Here is an 18,305-nt window from a genome sequence, read left to right as displayed (position 1 = left end):
CTTTGCCATGTTTATGGATGCGGGGGTAAGTGCAGAGTTTGCATTCCATAGATCATGCTTGAGGGGAGGTGCCTTGCTACTTTACCGAACCCACCACGTTTTGATGCACTACCAAATATTCATGCAGCGCATGATAGAGGCGGGAAGTAGGTGCCATTGATTTTGCCGGTTTGTGTGATAACTTATCAGCTTAAACCAGGCTCTGCTTTTCTCTTAGCTTTCGTTTCAACTCCCAATACTTTTGTCAGTCAAGCAGGGCACACCCCTCCTGATTCATGCAGGATGTCTAGTCTATTGCCTGAATCCTTTCTGCTTTATATCTATTTACAAACACTTTCTAAAGTTTATATCGGTAATAAGAGTGCCTCCTCGATCTTTTGTCGTATTAAAGGTGTTATATGGAAAGCTCTTTTCAACCCGCGTAAGACTAGTAAGTTGGCATCATGGTACCGATGAAGTAAGTTATTTTGGTGTTGAGTGAACTGCCAATGATGTCCAATATTTCGGTGCTCTACTATTAGAGTTCTGAAGCGTTGAGTCCATTTTTGTCCGTTTACAATCCACCACTGCTTCAAGTTTTCCTCAGTCTCATCACAATTAGGTAATTGATCACTAATTTTTTGTAGCGATCGCCTTAGTTTAGACTCCAAGTCATAGCTCAAGGACGCTGTTAGAGCAACGGCCAGCGCGTGGGCATGATCCAGAAATAGATTTGAGCTAGCGGCAGCACTTAAGGAGTGTTGAACAGCCTCAGCACAGATGAGCGCTCTAGAGAGTGCATGATCAATCATCAAATCATTTTTCGTATTCGGGGGACGATGCAGAACCTGCTCAAGAGCATCTTGAATATAGATCTGAGCTAATGTGCACTCGTTTACCAAGTAAAATGCGCGAATCATTAATTGATCTGAATTTGAGACGGAGCTAGACTTGTGTAGCAACCAGGCTAGAAATTGCTGTATTTTTTTATCATTAGCAATTAGAGCGTCAACTCGTTGTTTCATTGCTAAAAGCAAAGTGTCAACATTTGGTAGCATTTCACAAACGAGTAGAAAAAGATGCCAGCATTTCTGATCAAAAAAATCATCAAGGATTTTATCTGAAATATTTGACTTAAAACGATCAATAATACTTCTGGCAACATGATATTCATACAAAGCTGTGTGAGAAAATGAGTAAACTCCGCGTGCTTGCTCTAGAAAGAAACTATATTGTGCCGTGAGCGCCTTGAACACTGCCATACTACTCAATTGCAGTTGAATCATTTCATATTCATGGGTTTTAAGTTTTCTGAGATAATCAGCAACAATATATTGAATTTGCTCTTCCTCAAAGTAGAGACTCTCAGTTTCAAAAGCGATCGCCGCAATTTGCGAAAGAATTTCTAGAAGATGTAGCCAGGTTAAATTTAAGGGGACTAAACTACAACTATTGCCTTTTATTTCATTCCATTCTACTAACAGAACTTTCAAGATTTGCTTATACAGACTAGTTTGATTGGGAGAAAAATTAGTGAATGATTGAAACGATAAACAAATTATATGTAGGAAAAGTGGTCTAGCTGCCAATTCCCTAATTGGTTGATTTTCAGGAAACTTTAGCTGATTTATAAATTGATCAAACAATATTTTTCCTGGTTCTTTGTCAGGAGCACAAACAGTAGCAAGCCATTTTTCAGCAAAAATTTTGATCTGTTCAGCTTCAAAGTCTACTATCTCAACTTCGGCAAAACCAAAGAACTGATATCTAACAGCCAATGTTCGATAGCTAATCACAAATCGGTTCTGGTAATAATCCTGAGAAAATTGCTGAATCGCGATCAAGAGTTTGTTTCTAATCTCAACAGGAGCTTCATCCAATCCATCTAATAATATTAAGGCTCTGCCATGGTTTAATAAATTTTTAATTTGTTCAAAATTCAACTGGCAGTCGTATCTTAATTTTTGATAAATATAGTTGAACAAACTAAAATCGTTTTCGTTTGCTATATGTTCAACAAATACTTTAATTGGAATAAAGATGGGAATCCGATCGCTTTGAAACTTCCCCTCAATACATTGAAGAGCTAAATTCTGTAGAAACATCGTTTTTCCTGAACCTGGCTTGCCTAATACGACTAACTTTGAATGCCTTGAGGCAACGTATAGTCCGGATAATCGTTTTGGCACTACCTCACTTCTGGTCGGTTCTCCTGAGCGCTCACTCTGTAAGTTTTGACTAGAGTAATGTAAAAGATGGGCAGGTTGTCGCCACCGCTGGAGAGAGGTATCTATCAGAACTTGCGTAGGGACATAAATATCATTTAAGGCGATCGCTTGCGGAAGATCGATCATCCGTGTAGTACCACATTGATACTGAATCCTATCTCGGCAGCTTTGCCGAACTTCGTAGGCGATCGCATTCACATCAGTACTCGGTTCAACATCTGCAACTTGAGCATTTGGCTCTTGTTCAGCTACAGCAGCTTGAGACAAATCAATAATAGTTTGCCAGCGCAAATCTAGTTTTTGACAGATCTGCACGAAATAAAGGCGATCCACAGGCTTCCCTGCAAAGAATTTGGCGATCGGTTGACGGCTAATACCCAGTAGATTTGCCAACTGACTCTGACTCCAAGCCTTATCAGTCAAAGCCAGTCTCGCTTGCTTAATTCCATCAGGTGATGCCCAGAGCCCTCGGTTTCTCATGATGTTGTCTAAAAACCAATCCGATTTTAACCGCTTAGATTAAAGCTAGACAGTCTAGAGATAAAGTCATACAAAACTCATACAAAAATCAAGCATTAAACATTTTTTCTCTTACTGCTTTTTTGAAGAAGCAGATGCAGAATAAGAAACGAAGTTAACCATAGACCCATCGATGCCAAGATGGGAGTTCAAGGCAGCAGCTTCAGCTATCTGAAGCTGTGATACGGTTTTTTCTTCATTGGCATCCTACGAGAGGATGCGCTTGTAGCGGGTTAAGGCTAGATACCAAACACTGCTTACTTTGAGATGTAAAGATGTCTTCTAAGAGAACTTCTAGACTTTTAATTGTTGAGGATGACTTTGCCATCCGTAACTTGTTACAGCGCTTTTTAGAGCGGCAAAACTATCATACGGAGGCCGTTGCAGATGCTCAGACTGCATTAGCTACATTTGAAACATTTAATCCTGATTTAGTGATTTTGGATGTCATCTTACCTGACATGCTGGGCTTTAATGTCTGTGAGCGGATGAAACGCCAATGTAGAGATATTCCGGTCATCCTACTCACAAGCTTGACAGCCGTAGAAGAACAAATGACTGGACTACAATGGGCTGATGCGTACATCACCAAGCCATTCCACCTACAACTTTTAGAGAAGCAGGTTCAGGCGATTCTGCGCCTCTCTGAAACCTTCGCGACTCCTGCGAAATCACCTCATCTCGTGTTTGATGATCTAATCATCGATCCCGTTCGTCGTGAGGTTCTTCAGAATCATCAGCCTGTTCCTCTAACTGCTCTAGAATTTGACTTGCTCTATTGTTTAGCTAAACAACCACAACAAGCTTGGAATCGTGAAAAACTAATTCAGGCAGTCTGGAAGCATCAGTTTGTTGGAGATGGACGGGTCGTTGATGTCCACATTGGTCAAATTCGTAAAAAAATTGAGCCTGATCCAAGGCAACCAACTTTGATTCAAACTGTCCGAGGGTTCGGTTACAAATTCGCCCTCGATCCGCTAAAGACTTGTGAAGTCTGATGAGGAGTGACCTAGTGCACACAGCGGTAGGAGCCGAGGTGGAATTTGAGGCAGATAATTGCAAAGCCTATGCTGCGATCGCAGCGTTATGTCCGATTGCTTCTAAATCATTTCCGTGGATTCACTTATTAAAGATTGATTGAAGTGTATAGAAACCAGAGAAGTTAGTAGATATACTAGTTCCCCACGGACTGAATCTTTTCCGTTTCCTACCTTCCCTGGGAGGCGCTCACTTTAGTCAACTGATCTCAGATAGGCGGAGTGAATTGAGAACTGAGATTCTTCATCCGGCGGCTTCTACACTTCTCGCTGATTCATCTCTATGCACTGGCTGAAACTCCTAAGTTCTTCTGTCTTCACCGTTGGTTTAGCAACCGTACTGGCCGATTCGGCGCCAGCACAAATCACCTCTGGCGAAAATGGAACCCTCGTTAACCTAAGCGGTGGCACAATCAACATCACTGGAGGTACGCAGACAGGCAGTAACCTATTTCATAGCTTTGGTCAGTTCAGTGTAGATGCAGGACAAACCGCAAACTTCGTTGACCCTGGTGTCCAGAATATTCTGGGGCGAGTAACAGGAGGGAACGCTTCCCTGATCAATGGAGTGCTTCAGATAACTGCAGGCAACGCCAACCTGTACTTGATGAACCCGGCTGGCATTATTTTTGGTTCTGGAGCCAGCTTAGATGTATCAGGTTCCTTTACCGCAACTACTGCTAATGGCATTGGGTTTGGAGACCAGTGGTTTAATGCGATCGCTGCGAACGACTATGCCAACCTGATCGGCAATCCCACCAGCTTTGCGTTTACGATGGCTCAGCCAGGGGCGATCGCTAACGCAGGAAACCTCGTCGTTGGACAGGGACACAGTATTGCCTTATTGGGTGGCACCGTCATCAATACAGGAATCCTCACCGCACCAGAAGGCAAGGTCACTGTTGCAGCAGTTCCCGGTGAGAAGATAGTCAACATCTCTCAAGATGGCAGCCTACTAAGTTTGTCATTACCTGAAACGACGGGTGCAACTGTTCAGGCGCTGCCGTTTACACCGCTGTCTCTACCTCAATTACTGACAGGCGGAAACCTGAGCAACGCCACGGGCGTAACGGTTGAAAATGGGGTTGTCCGCCTAGTTGGTTCTGGGATTCACATTGAAGCTGGCGATGTAGTTGCGACAGGTATTACAGCCCAAACAGCAACCTTGTCAGCGAGTAACAACTTAACGCTGCTAGAAAGTCAACTTTACACCACAGGAGCGTTGAATTTACTGGCTCAAAATACAGTGCAGATTCGAGACAGTGCAGCCAAGCCTGTCATTGTTGAAGCGGGCGGCAATCTTACCATTCAGGGCAATCAAGCGGTTGATATCTTAGCACTCAACCATGTTGACAGTCGCCTAGTTGCCAGTGGTAATCTGGTGTTGCGATCGAGTCAGACCATCAGCAGTGATGCTCACTACTTTACAGGTGGCTATCTCAAATTTGAGCAACTCGATGGCAATCCAGGCAATGTCTTTAGCTTCTATGACCCGATCATTCTGGCCGCAGGAGATATCACGCTGGGTAACTACACAGGAGCTTCGCTGCATATTTTAGCGGGTGGCAGTGTCACCTTAGGAGATGTCGAAATTACTCAAGCAGGAGATGCAGCAACCACCATTAACCCGAATAACACCGCTGCTTTTAATGCCACTCAAACCTTTGCTGATTTAGCAACAGTGACACGTGCCGACGGTAGCCCTCTGCAATACAATGGCACTCCTGTTTTAGATAGCGACAACACATTGCAGTGGATCGACCCAACCACTCTCTTCATCGATGGTAGTGCTCGGCCCACATTAGATGTTCGGGCTGGCATCGATTGGTCACAATTGGGCGGTGTTCCTGCGGTTTTAGGCGTGCCTACTGACATAGTTCAGCCACCCCATTGCCCAACACTGCTTCTGCCAATCAGCCTGTTTTTGCAGCTCCAACGAGTGCCAACATTACCACTGGCAGAATTACAGTCAATCCTGGAACGGGCACCTCGGATTTTGGAGGTATGGTGTTGCTGACTAATCAGTATTTCCCTAACCCAGCTCTGGCAGGGGGTGAAATTCAAGTCAATGTTAATCCTACGAGCATAAACACCAGCATTGCGGCCCCAGGTTTTCAAGGGAACCAAGTCATTGCGATCGACTCTCGCGGCAGTGTCACAATTGGTCCTGTTGATGGCACTGGCCGACCCGTTAGGCTTGGGGGAACCTTTCGGCCCGTACCGACCATAGATACATTTGGTAATTCAGTTGACATATTAGCAAGTGGCAGTATTACAACTGGAGATATTTCAACCACGGGTTATAGCCAATCTCCAGGCGGTGATAGTTCTGTGAAGCTTGTTTCCAACACTGGCAATATTCTTGTCAGCACCATTGATACTGGAGCCAATGGTATTAATGTGCAAGCGGCGGGTTCCTTTCAGGCGATCGGCCAAATTTCTCTCAGTGGTTTAGGAAGTGTCACTAACTTCACTAGCTTACGAACGAATCCGCAGCTTCGTAACTTTATTGAAAGTAAGCTATCAGGCATTAGCTTGACTGATAGCCAGTTGGACAGCACCGTGCTTCTTGAGGGAGACAACCTTCGGGCTCTGCCCGTAAGCTTGATGGCGAGACCGAGCATTAGCAAACCTCAAGGAGTGGTGAATGCACCTGTCAGGATTCAATACGGGGAAGGCACACGAATTTCAACCGATAGATTTGATATTTATCCAGGGATTGATTTTTCTGAGGACAACCGCACTACTGGCTTAGTCGTGATTCAGGGAGATGCTGGCTTTAATGGGGGGCCTCAAACTACGACACTTGTTGATACGGCTGATCCATTCGTACAGAAACAGAGATCATCTGATGGAGAGACTTATAGCCCTGTTGCCCCGATCACAGATTCTGATCAGGTTCTGAGTACCGCTAGCTCCCTCACCTTCAATGGAGAATACAAACCATTGACTTTTGCTTCAGAGAATTTTCCTGCCAACACCAGCGGTACAGTTGGCGCGATTGTTGTTGGAGCTGGTAGCAATGGTGAGTTTTATGGCTCTCCTCAGAGCCGAGTCTTTGCGCCTGTGCCAACACCTGATCCCGTAATCGTGACTCCTCCGCCTGTGATTGAGGGTGATCCTCTGGTTTCAGTACCGCAGCCTGACCCCACAGTCGTAATTCCCCCTCTAACGGAAGGTGATCCTCTTAGTTCTCCAGGACCAATATCCGATCGCCCAGTGGTGGTTCTCCAGCCTCAAGTTGAAGGCGATCGCCCTATTTCCCGTCCTGTTTCTCCAGAACCTGTATCTGATCCCGCAACAGTGACTCCCCCACCTCAGACTGAGGGTGACTCTCCTGTAGAGCGCCCTGCGACTTCACAAGAGGGGCAGATTACGCAGTTACAAGTCAATGACCAAAGTTCCAACTGCATTTCACCGAGTGATATTGCTTCTGCTTCGGATGTCTCTAATGGCCGCGATCGCTCCAGTCGAGTCACCTTGTCTACAGACGCAAACGGCCGCCCTTGTAAGGCAATCGGTGATCGCTCAACTACAACCCGCGATACCACAGCCGACGATAATGAGATTTTGAAATTGCTGGATGGAGGTGTGAGGTAGCAATTAGCTAATGGCTCAAGTTTTATCCCATTCAAAACATGAACCAGCAAACGGTAAAAGGAGGCAAAAAAGGATTTGGGGAGGGGCGATCGCAACTCTTTTATACCTGTCAGTGTCTCCCTCCTTTGCAGTTAATTCTGTTCCCTCGTCACCATTGATTCAAAAGGCGAGTCAAAGTCGTCGGGCAGACCAGCTTTTGCAGCAGGGAAATCAACAGTATCAAGCAGGGAAACTAGAAGCTGCCCTCAAGTCTTGGCAAGCAGCACAGTTGCAGTATCAACAGCTGCAAGACCGTCAGGGAGAAGCATCAGTGCTAGCAAACATCGGTGCTACCTATGCCATGATGGAGCGCTATCGCGAAGCAGTGACCACTTTAGAAACGTTACTGCCGATCGCTCAAGCTCTAAACCTTACCCGAATTGCAGCAGAAGCTCAAGGCAGCTTAGGGCTGGCTTATGGAAGTTTAGACAATTACAGCCAAGCCATCACTGCCCACCGAAGTGCTGGAAAACTAATGCGGGCGTTGGGCGATCGCCAGGGGTTGGGGCAGGTGCTGCTCAATTTGGGCAATAGCTTTGAAGCGGTCGGAGACTACGACAGCGCCAAGAGCGCTTACGAGCAAAGCCTAAAGCTGGCTCAACAAACTAGCGATCGCCCAGGAGAAGCGATCGCTCAGAGCAATTTGGGTGCCCTTTATGCCAACTTAGGTCAATATGATGACGCGATCGCAGCTTTGGAGCGAGGGTTAAGCCTGGCCAAAGCGACTGGCAATCAGTCTAGTCAAGCTAGCACTCTGATTAATCTCGGTGCTGTGTATCACTCCCAACAGGAAGTTGAGAAAGCCCTCGGGTATTACCAGCAGAGTTTAGCGATCGCCCAACAGACTCAGCAACGCCAACGTCAAGTAGAAGCTCTAGGAAGTCTGGGGATAGCTTATGCGGACAAGGGAGATTACCCCAAAGCCCTAAAATTTTTACAACAAGGTTTGAACTTAGCCAAAAGCCTTGATAGTCCTCAACTGGAAGGCAAAACTCTGAACAATCTGGGGCATACCCTGCTTGAAGCAGGCAGGTTAACAGAGGCAGAAACTCAGCTTCGGGCGGCGATAAAGTTGCTCGATGGCATCCGCCCAGGGCTGAGCGATACCTATAAAATTTCGATTTTTGATACTCAGGTTCAAACCTATAACCTGCTGCAACAAGTTTTGATTGCAGCGAAGCAACCAGAAGCAGCACTAGAGATCTCTGAGCAAGGCCGAGCCCGCGCCTTTGTCGAACTCTTATCTCGCAGAGTTAGTCAGCAAAGTCATCAAAAGTCAGTCAAGAGTGATGAGTCAAGACTCACGATTGACCAACTCAAGCAAATTGCTCGGCAGCAGAACGCAACCCTCGTTGAGTATGCGATCGTTTTTGATGATGACTTCAAGTTTCAAGGCAAACAGCGTGGTCGAGAGCAAGACCTATATATCTGGGTAGTGAATCCATCCGGGCAGATCTCTTTTCGGCAAGTTGACCTCAAACCCCTCTGGCAACAAGACCTCACCCTCTCTCAACTGGTCAATGCGGGTCGGTGTCTGAATGGAAGTCCTGCCTGCGATCGCCTGATTCAATCGGTGATTTCCAAAGCGGTTAACCGCAATAAACAGTTGACCTTCCCTGAAACACCACTACCAACCCATTCAACTGATCCTCACCCGGATGATGAAAAGAATATCGCGCTGCAACGATTGCACAGTCTGCTGATTGAGCCGATCGCAGACCTGTTACCGACTAACCCCAATACCCGGATTATCTTTATTCCCCAAGAATCTCTCTTTCTGGTGCCGTTCCCCGCCTTACAAGATGAGAAGGGTCAATATCTAATCCAGCGTCATACTATCTTGTCATCTCCTGCAATCCAGGTGCTTGCCCTAACCCATCAGCAACGACAGCAAGCCCGGAAAAGTAGACAAGCTTCTCCCCTGGTTGTAGGCAATCCTGTAATGCCAGTCGTTTCTGTTGCACCAGGACAACCCCCCGAGCAACTATCTCCGCTCCCCAATGCTGAAGAGGAAGCCCATAAGGTTGCTCAACTGCTCAATACGGTGGCGATTACAGGCAGTCAAGCAACGAAGATATCGATTAAACAAAAGTTACCCCAGGCTCAAATCATTCATCTGGCGACACATGGGTTACTGGAATATGGCAGCCAAGGAGACTATGTATCTCTAGAAGGGATAGGCGTACCTGGTGCGATCGCCCTAGCTCCTTCAGGAGATGATAATGGGTTACTAACAGCGAGTGAGATTTTAGACTTGCAATTGCAGGCAGAGCTAGTGGTGCTAAGTGCTTGTGAAACGGGGCGAGGGCGTATTACTGGAGATGGGGTTGTGGGATTATCCCGTGCGTTTATCTCTGCTGGAGTACCCAGTGTGGTCGTTTCTCTGTGGGCCGTTCCGGATGATGCGACGGCACAGTTGATGGTTGCTTTCTATCAGAATTTGCAGCAGCACTCAGATAAAGCCCAGGCACTTCGACAAGCAATGCTAGCAACCATGAACGATCATCCCAGTCCATTCGATTGGGCTGCGTTCACTTTAGTGGGCGAGGCTCAATAGTTTAGGTTACCAAGGAAATAAGGGCAAGTTTTGCTGTTAAGGCAATCCAGCTATTCTTTTAATGATAACCCTTTCACCTTTTTAAGGAGTTTGTAGTATCCTCTTGACAGCTTGTAGTACGCTGTATTATGTTTGTAGTGTGAAATAAAACAACCAAGTCAGCAGACTGTCAGCACACTCAGGCAATCTGTCATCTAGAGCAAATTTATCGCCTAGAGCAACGTTGCTTTCTCTAACTCCTGCTGCAATCAGCAATCGCCAGAGGTGATGAGCAATGATACATATTCGATTTGAAGGGCGATCGCTCGACATCGCAGAAAATCAGTTGGGCATTACCGCAAGCATGAATGATGTTGCCGTTAAAGAACGGGTTTCTCAACATCTAGATGTTCACACAAATCGGCTTTCTGCCTATGTGGTCGATCGCCGCCCTAGTGGTGATTTAATCATCCGTCCTCAAGCTGTTTACGGCTAAACAATCTTTCCACTTCGTGCCCTGATCGAAAAAGCTTACATACTAGCTCAGTGGTAGAGCACTTTCCTGATAAGAAAGGTGTCGCAGGTACCGCTACGCGGAAGCAAGCTACAAATCCTGTCTATGAACAACAGCTTTTTTAACTTGCACGAAGTGACCTAATTCACTTACTTGATAAGTGCAGCTCACTCATTGGAGGTTACAATGTCTGACAAAAATCTAACAATTTTGGAACAAGCCCTTGAGCAAGAGCTAGAAGTAGCCGGAACCATCATTTTGATCACTTAATTCACTTAGGAAAAAGGAAGCATGTAACATGACACGCGCCACGTTTGAACTGACAAAACCCCATATCAATATTGGCACGATCGGCCACGTTGACCACGGCAAGACAACTCTGACTGCTGCTATTACAGCAACACTAGCAGCTCTGGGTCAGGCGAAGCTGAAGGCATACAACGAGATTGACGCCGCTCCCGAAGAGCAGCAACGGGGCATCACAATCAACACGGCGCATGTCGAGTATGAGACCGAACAGCGGCATTATACTCACATTGATTGTCCTGGACATGCGGACTACGTGAAGAACATGATTACCGGGGCTGCTCAAATGGATGGAGCTATTTTGCTGGTCTCAGCAGCCGATGGCTCGATGCCTCAGACTCGTGAGCATATCCTTTTGGCACGGCAGGTTGGCGTTCCCTACATGGTGGTCTTCATGAATAAGAAGGACATGGTAGAAGATAGCGAAATTCTAGAGCTTGTGGAGTTGGAAGTTCGTGAACTGCTGACTAACTATGGTTTCCCAGGGGATGAAATTCCTGTGATTGCGGGGTCTGCTCTCAGAGCGCTAGAGGCAATGACAGCAAATCCCAAACTGCAACGGGGTGAGAACCCGTGGGTTGATGGCATCTATGCCTTGATGGATGCTGTTGATACCTACATTCCCACACCAGAGCGTCTCACTGAACAGCCTTTCTTGATGGCAGTCGAAGATGTCTTCTCCATTATGGGTCGGGGAACTGTAGCAACGGGCAAGATTGAGCGCGGTCGTGTGCGCCCTAACGATAAAATTCAAATCGTAGGGATTAAACCAACTCGCGATGCAATTGTCACTGACATTGAGATGTTTCAAAAGTCTCTCAAAGAAGGGGTTGCGGGTCTCAATGTAGGTGTCCTGCTACGAGGTATCCAAAAGGATGAGATTGAGCGGGGCATGGTGTTGGCAGCACCCAGTTCGATTACGCCTCATACTCGCTTTGAGTCCGAGGTCTATGTGCTCAAGAAGCAAGAAGGAGGTCGTCATAAGCCCTTCTTCCCTGGATACAAGCCGCAGTTCTTTGTCCGCACGACCGATGTGACTGGAACCATTAGTGCCATTATCAACGGTGATGGTAGCTCACTGGAAATGGTGATGCCAGGCGATCGCGTCAAGATGGCAGTAGAACTCAAAGAAGCGATCGCGATTGAGCAAGGGATGCGATTCGCCATTCGTGAGGGTAGCCGAACTGTGGGTGCAGGTGTGGTTTCTCACATCATTGCCTAGTCTCCTTTAGTTCAACTCAATCCATGCTATTAGTAGTCATTTGCCTGGCTACTAATAGCATAACTATGACATTTGCTTGGGCAATCATTGCCGCGCCCCGATCGCAGAAGCTTACATACTCTCCACCAAACCTAGGTGCGTATCTGGAGGGATACGCTGCAAGCCTGAGACCGATAGCAGGCAAAAACAGTGTTGAGAATTGAGCGCTAAGTACTGAGAAGGTTCTTGGTATTTAGCATCTACAATCAGCCCTGACCTAGCTTCTGCAACTTGCGCGGTAATTGTTTGCTCAATTTGATCAGAATTTTCTCTCTTTAACGCGATCGCTGCGCCCTGACGCGAAGAACTTACACACTTGATTCATCAACAAGTACTGTGAACTTTGTTCTTCCGACTTGCGCGGTTATCCTTTGCGGCGATCGCCTCCTGATGATTTACAAGGAGGATACGACCATGAACAACGATGAACGGGATCTGCGGCTGGAGATGCTCAACAGCTTGCTCACCACTCCTCACCGCAAGCTGGAGCAAGTGGCAGAGATCCACCAATTATTTGTTGAACTTGACCCTATTTTTTACGGGCATCTGGCAGTTTGGTATCAGCGTAATGGAGATGTGCGGGACCACAAAGAAGTGTTTGTCGCGCATCTGCTGACCAGCGATTTGACTGAACACCGAGATGCGGGATTCATCATGCTGCAAGAGTTTCCTCCTTACCAAGTGGCGCGGGTGGTGGACTTCATGAAGCAGCACCGGAATAAGCTGCCTCGTTCTGCTCGGACTGCGGTGCAGCGGTATCTGAAGGTGCGGGAAAGTAATTCTGCTCAGTTCGATCGCGCGGCTCTGCGGGGTCGGAAGGCGATGAAGCACCTGTATGCGTCGCTGCACATCAAGCCGAGTGAGCGGGCCAATGCCATTCTATTCCGCGATCGCCCTCCTGTGGGTTCGCTGGCGGACGTGTTGAAGCAGCTTGCTAAGACTACTAGTGCGGCAGAACAGGCGCGGCTGATTGTGGAGTTTAATCTGCCCTATGCGATCGCGATCGGTGCGGTTAAGCAACTGACTCCTACGGTTCTGGTGGCGCTAATCAACAGTATGTCGCCCCAGGAAGTGATCAACAACCTCAAGTCGCTCAAGGTGAGAGGGGCAATGGATCACCCAGAGGTGAAGGCGTTGATTGATGCCAAGCTGGATGAAGCCGCTAAGGGCACACGAGTTGCCGCATTTAAGGCACAGGTGGCAGCCGATGCAGCAGATTTCGCTGAAGACACCGTGGCTCGGTTGGAGAAGGTGACGAATGAGCAGGTGAAGCGACGCGGTGTGATTACCCGTCCCACGGCTCTGTTTGTAGACAAGTCTGGTTCGATGGAGAACGCGATCGAGCTTGGTAAGCAGTTGGCAGCACTGATCTCTGGCATCACTGAGGCGGATCTGTTTGTCTATGCCTTCGACACCATGCCTTATCCTGTAATTGCACAGGGCAAGGAGTTGACCGCCTGGGAGCGAGCTTTCCAGCACATCAAGGCAGGTAGCAGCACCAGTATTGGTTGTGCGCTGGAGGCTATGCGGAAGAAGCGTCAGATCGTTGACCAGATCATCATTGTCACAGATGAGGGTGAGAATGCTGCTCCTTACTTCCTAGAAGCTTACCTAAGCTACCAACGTGAGTTTGCTGTGATGCCCAATGTGGTGATTGTCCGAGTTGGAACTCACTACAACTATGTGGAGCAGCAACTCAAGCAGAAGCAACTACCTGTGGAAACGTTCACGTTTGCAGGAGACTACTACAGTCTGCCCAACCTGGTACCTCTCCTGACACGCCCTTCTCGTCTGGATCTACTGATGGAGATCCTAGACACGGCGCTACCTGTGCGATCGGATAAGTGAGGTTAAAATGAAGCATTGCTTGCTAGGAATCTAGTGAGCATTGCTTAGTTCAACATTAAAATCTTTATATGCGGAATTTATTTCGAGGATACTACAGACCTACAAAGGAGGAATTTGATAGCCTCTGGAGTAATTGTATTTTCTCATTTGATACCAACATTCTTTTGCATGTTTACCGCTACACGCCTAAAGCCAGGGAAAGACTTTTTGACATCCTTGATAAACTACAGGAACGGATTTGGTTGCCTTACCAAGTTGCATATGAGTATCAGGAGGAACGCTTAAACGTAATTTCACAGCAATTAAAACCATATAGTGAATTGCAGAAGTCATTAGATGATCATCTTGCAAAATTTAACGGAATACTTGAGAAATATAGCAAGCGGCATTCTTTTAATGATTTTGTTGATGTCAGACAGCTAGTAAGGACTATTGAGAGAGCTTACAAAAGAGCCAAAAAAGATTTAGCCAACTCATACTCAAATTATCCCAACTTGCTAGAGCAGGACGATTTTCGAGAAGGGCTTACAAATTTATTTGAAGGTAGAGTAGGCCAACCCTACTCAGAAGAAAACCTATCAAAGTTTTATAAAGAATCGGAAAGGCGTTTTAAGGAGAAACACCCTCCAGGTTACATGGATGCTGAAGGTAATAACAAGAAGGAGCCACCAGAATGTTATGGCGATGTAATTATTTGGTTTCAGTTAATTGATTATGCGAGGGAGCAAAAAAAACCTTTAATCTTTGTAACAGATGATCAGAAAGAAGATTGGTGGCTAAAGCGTCAAGGGAAAGTTCTTGGCCCACGGCCTGAATTAATCCAAGAGATGATTGTAAAAGCTAACGTCTCATTCTATCTGTACACAGGCGACAGATTTCTAGATGAGGCTGGTAATTTCCTCAACTTGCCTAGCGAACCAGCAATTGTTGAAGAGGCAAGAGATATTAGATCCCAAAATGAAGTACAGCAGTCTGAAAGTCTTAACAGTCAACTACATCCCTTAAGTGCTCAAGACGAATTGCAAAATCAGCAGATTCTGGAGCAGGCTAGACAAAATTACCACCGTATTCAGCAGATTACGGCAGAAATTATGCAAAGTGCTTTCGATCCAAGGGATAGACTACGAGCACAAGAAATGCTGTTGCAAGCTGAGCAACAATTACAAAAAGCCAGCATACATATAAGAGAAGTACTACTACAGGCTGAACAAAAACTGAAAGATTCATCACGAAAATTTTGAGTAATGAAGTTCTCTCTGGATATGCTCTAGCTACTTCTAGTACACAAGCTGTAGTGTGAATTTAAGTGATCGCTTTGGTGGAGTAGCAAGGATAAGTGACGTGGAAAGAGCATAGTTGTGCAAGCGAGAAGTAACGTGAAACTTTGGGCAGAAAATTACTCTACTAGCATTCTCCGCTTACCGAAAACTGGACGGCATATTATTGCTCAGTATGATGAAACCTCCGTTGTGGTGTATCAGGCATATCGTCCGGCGATCGCTCACTTTGCGCTTGAACATGGCTACTTTGGTGGTGAATTTAGTCTCAATCGCATGAGTTGGATTAAGCCCAACTTCTTGTGGATGATGTATCGTTCTGGCTGGGGCACCAAGGTAGGCCAGGAAGTCATCCTAGCAATTCGGATCAAGCGATCGGCCTTTGATACGCTGCTGGCAGAAGCCGTCCATTCTAGCTTTGTTCCAGAGGTTTACTCCAGTGAAGCGGAGTGGAAACAAGCTGTTGCTCAATCCTCAGTGCGGTTGCAGTGGGATCCAGATCATCATCCATCTGGTGCCAAGCTAGAGCGACGCGCGATTCAATTGGGGTTACGGGGTGAAGTGCTAGACCAATATGCCCGTGATTGGATTGTAAGTATTGAAGATATGTCCCCGTTTGTTCGAGAGCAATATCCATTTGTTCAGGCTGGAAATTGGGCGCAACTGAGCGTTCCCAGTGAGGTAGTTTATCCTCTGGCTGATTTAGAGGTTGCTAAACGTCTTCAGTTATCAACCGTTGAAGCAATAGTTTAATGGAGCAATCATGATGAGCGGTGTAAAGATGTAGGTGATGTGAGCGATCGCCCTAGACAATTCGAAATCACTACTGTAGTATTTGTAGTATGTATTAAATCATCTTTATCTCCTGCGTGCCCTAACCTTTAGAGCCTACATACTGAGTACGAGAGGAACGGTAACGCTGCCCTAGTGCAGTGGGCGTTTGTGAACGAGGAGTGCAAAGAACCTGGGAGGTGGGCTTAAAAGTAGCCATCCTTAAAAGAGTGTGTAACAACTCACCAGCGGAGTTCCTTTAGTAGCTGAGAAAACGCAATCATGCTCTGCCAACTTGCACGCAGGAGATTGATTAATTGAGGGAGCAACCATGACCATTTATTTTTACGTTGAACGCGAAAAGCCCTACGGTTGCTTCTCTAATTTCTCAGCACATGGCTTCATGTTGGACGATTTGTATTGGGCGACGAGTGAGCATTACTTTCAAGCCCAGAAGTTTATTGGTACACCCTATTTGGAAAAGGTAAGACAGACCAAAACTCCTAAAGATGCAGCGAATATGGGACGCGATCGCACGCTTCCTCTTCGTCCTGATTGGAAACAGGTGAAGGATGACGTGATGCGAAAAGCAGTGTTGCAAAAGTTTAAAGCCCATGCAGACATTCGAGACATCTTGCTGGCAACCGGAGATGCAATGCTAGTGGAAAACTCCCCGGTTGATTACTACTGGGGCTGTGGCAAAGACGGCAGCGGCAAGAATAAATTAGGACAGATTTTGATGGCAGTGCGCGAAACTTTGCGGGGCAATGTAGAGATGTAGGAGGATAAAAGAGAATGCAGTGCGAACTATGGTTAAAGTCATTACCATCAATATTCTTTTCGACTTAACAGAGTGGCAGCAACGCCGAGACTTGCTAGTACGTGGATTAGCAGCAGAGCAAGCTGACCTAATCGCTTTGCAAGAAGTCAAATTACCTGAAGATACAAGTGCTTGGTTAGCAGAACAACTGAGCATGCCTTATGTGTATTTGGTTCCTAAAACCAGCAATGCAGAACAGCAGGCGCACGATGGAATTGCAATTCTCAGCCGTCACCCCTTTGTCGAGCAGAAAATGCTGGCTTTGCAGGGGCAGCGACGAGTAGCTCAATGTGTTGAGGTCAGGATTGATGGACAGCCTTTGTTTTTTTGCAACGGGCACTATTATTGGTATCCTGGCTCTCACCCTCAAAGAGATATCCAAGTGCAGCAAGTTCTGGATTGGTTAGGGAAACTGCCACCAGACCTACCGATTGTTGCGGTCGGAGATTTTAACGGCACACCAGACGCTCCAGCGATCGCCCTGATGCGACAGCGCTTTACATCTGCTTATGCCACACATCATGGTCATGAACCAGAATATACCTGCCCTACTCCCTTGGTGCGCCGTAATTGGCAAAAAGTACTCTGGCACGCCTTGCGAAATTTGTACTTTAACCGCACGCTTCGTCCTTGGCGGGGTACTTTAGACTACATTTTCGTCAATCATGCTGTGCAAGTACAAAATTGCCAACTGATTTTGAACCAACCCGCTCCAAACAGCCGTACTCTCTATCCCTCCGATCATTTTGGCATGATGGCTGACTTGAAGATTTAGGCTTAAACTTCTATGGATATCCGCACTCTCCTTAACCAAATTGCTAGTGCTGAAGTACAACTGCACACAACTCAATTTCTTGCACCTTGCGTCAAAGGTGGGAAAGTGCGCACACGGGTTGCTGGCATAGTTTACACGTTGGTCCCTCAGCCCCGTCAATTTGAGGGTTGGGGTCTCTTTCAACCTGTCGATCAACAAACTGCCACTTTGATTGCAGAGGCCGATCTGCCTGACATTGCCGCTTATCTCCAGCATTTTTCTGCCCTTCGTCTGCGATTGGCCTATCGTCTGCACAACCAAACTTGGTTAGCCTATCCAGTCAACGAAGCGGATATGCGCCAACGCTTCAAAACCGTTAAACCCGTACCTGTGCATCTGGTGACAGAAGGAGACACCTTTGAGCAGATTATCTCTCGTTGGAATGGAGCTTCTTGCTGGTTCGAGGAAGTCGATCGCCGTGATGATCCTGCGATCGCGGAAACTCTGCAATCCAATCTCAAACAACAGGTTCCGGTTGAAAAATTACAGTTTAAGGGCATTACGCCAGAAATGCGATCGCTCTACGATCTAGTTGCTCAACGCACGGAAGGATTTGCCCAGCCCCAACAAGATGAAAAGCGGCTGCGGCAGGCTCTCAAACTCGGTGGCGGTGAACTGCATCAGTTCCACGATCGAGGTGATTATACCAATTCTTCAAAAGCAAACGACAGATGCTATAAAACTTGAAGTGAGTTTAATCGTAGAGTATGACTGGGGTTTACAAACTAGAGATACAAGAGAGTGAAGCAGATCTCA

General features: G+C 46.6%; 14 protein-coding genes, 1 tRNA gene and 1 other annotated feature. Of the genes, 14 read left to right on the top strand and 1 reads right to left on the bottom strand.

Going from position 1 to position 18,305, the window contains the following annotated elements; translation table 11 throughout:
* Positions 1–344: 344 nt before the first annotated feature.
* Positions 345–2,687, bottom strand: coding sequence for an NACHT domain-containing NTPase (locus H6F72_RS25770; RefSeq protein WP_206755465.1), 2,343 nt, complete (start codon positions 2,685–2,687; stop codon positions 345–347).
* Positions 2,688–3,001: 314 nt separating this feature from the next.
* Between H6F72_RS25770 and H6F72_RS25765 the strand changes: the two genes are divergently transcribed.
* From H6F72_RS25765 to H6F72_RS25705, 14 genes are all read left to right on the top strand, one after another.
* The gene (locus H6F72_RS25765) at positions 3,002–3,724 is read left to right on the top strand and encodes a response regulator transcription factor (RefSeq protein WP_190442275.1); all 723 of its coding nucleotides are present in this window, start codon (positions 3,002–3,004) and stop codon (positions 3,722–3,724) included.
* Positions 3,724–3,867: a hypothetical protein gene (locus H6F72_RS29990; protein WP_206755464.1), complete on the top strand. Its 144-nt coding sequence runs from the start codon at positions 3,724–3,726 to the stop codon at positions 3,865–3,867. The genes H6F72_RS25765 and H6F72_RS29990 overlap by 1 nt, the downstream gene beginning before the upstream one ends.
* Before the next feature lie 179 nt (positions 3,868–4,046).
* A complete protein-coding gene (locus H6F72_RS25760; RefSeq protein ID WP_190442273.1) occupies positions 4,047–5,780 on the top strand; it encodes a filamentous hemagglutinin N-terminal domain-containing protein in 1,734 nt (577 codons plus the stop codon).
* On the top strand, positions 5,768–7,363 hold the full coding sequence (locus tag H6F72_RS25755; protein ID WP_190442270.1) for a hypothetical protein: 1,596 nt from the start codon (positions 5,768–5,770) through the stop codon (positions 7,361–7,363). The genes H6F72_RS25760 and H6F72_RS25755 overlap by 13 nt, the downstream gene beginning before the upstream one ends.
* A gap of 10 nt (positions 7,364–7,373) precedes the next feature.
* A complete protein-coding gene (locus H6F72_RS25750; protein WP_190442268.1) occupies positions 7,374–9,959 on the top strand; it encodes a CHAT domain-containing tetratricopeptide repeat protein in 2,586 nt (861 codons plus the stop codon).
* A gap of 274 nt (positions 9,960–10,233) precedes the next feature.
* A complete protein-coding gene (locus tag H6F72_RS25745; RefSeq protein ID WP_190442266.1) occupies positions 10,234–10,434 on the top strand; it encodes a hypothetical protein in 201 nt (66 codons plus the stop codon).
* A gap of 38 nt (positions 10,435–10,472) precedes the next feature.
* Positions 10,473–10,561: transfer RNA gene (locus H6F72_RS25740), tRNA-Ile, on the top strand.
* A gap of 189 nt (positions 10,562–10,750) precedes the next feature.
* On the top strand, positions 10,751–11,980 hold the full coding sequence (gene tuf, locus H6F72_RS25735; RefSeq protein ID WP_190442264.1) for an elongation factor Tu: 1,230 nt from the start codon (positions 10,751–10,753) through the stop codon (positions 11,978–11,980).
* 453 nt (positions 11,981–12,433) lie between these two features.
* Positions 12,434–13,867 carry a VWA domain-containing protein gene (locus H6F72_RS25730; protein ID WP_190442262.1) on the top strand — a complete coding sequence of 478 codons (1,434 nt, stop codon included), beginning with the start codon at positions 12,434–12,436 and terminating at the stop codon, positions 13,865–13,867.
* Positions 13,868–13,935: 68 nt separating this feature from the next.
* A complete protein-coding gene (locus H6F72_RS25725) occupies positions 13,936–15,108 on the top strand; it encodes a PIN domain-containing protein (RefSeq protein WP_190442261.1) in 1,173 nt (390 codons plus the stop codon).
* Positions 15,109–15,243: 135 nt separating this feature from the next.
* Complete coding sequence (locus tag H6F72_RS25720) at positions 15,244–15,897, top strand: DUF4291 family protein (RefSeq protein ID WP_190442260.1); 654 nt, start codon at positions 15,244–15,246, stop codon at positions 15,895–15,897.
* A gap of 211 nt (positions 15,898–16,108) precedes the next feature.
* Positions 16,109–16,164 (top strand) — a sequence feature (23S ribosomal RNA rRNA prediction is too short).
* Between the two features lie 82 nt (positions 16,165–16,246).
* Complete coding sequence (locus tag H6F72_RS25715) at positions 16,247–16,696, top strand: NADAR family protein (protein WP_190442259.1); 450 nt, start codon at positions 16,247–16,249, stop codon at positions 16,694–16,696.
* A 28-nt stretch (positions 16,697–16,724) separates the two neighbouring features.
* Positions 16,725–17,510 (top strand): endonuclease/exonuclease/phosphatase family protein, encoded by a 786-nt coding sequence (locus H6F72_RS25710; protein ID WP_190442258.1) that lies wholly within the window; start codon positions 16,725–16,727, stop codon positions 17,508–17,510.
* A gap of 12 nt (positions 17,511–17,522) precedes the next feature.
* The gene (locus H6F72_RS25705; RefSeq protein ID WP_190442257.1) at positions 17,523–18,236 is read left to right on the top strand and encodes a hypothetical protein; all 714 of its coding nucleotides are present in this window, start codon (positions 17,523–17,525) and stop codon (positions 18,234–18,236) included.
* Positions 18,237–18,305: the final 69 nt, after the last annotated feature.

Source organism: Trichocoleus sp. FACHB-46 (assembly GCF_014695385.1).
GTDB lineage: Bacteria > Cyanobacteriota > Cyanobacteriia > FACHB-46 > FACHB-46 > Trichocoleus.
Note: the sequence above shows the minus strand (reverse complement) of the source record. Positions and strands in the feature narration are given on the sequence as shown.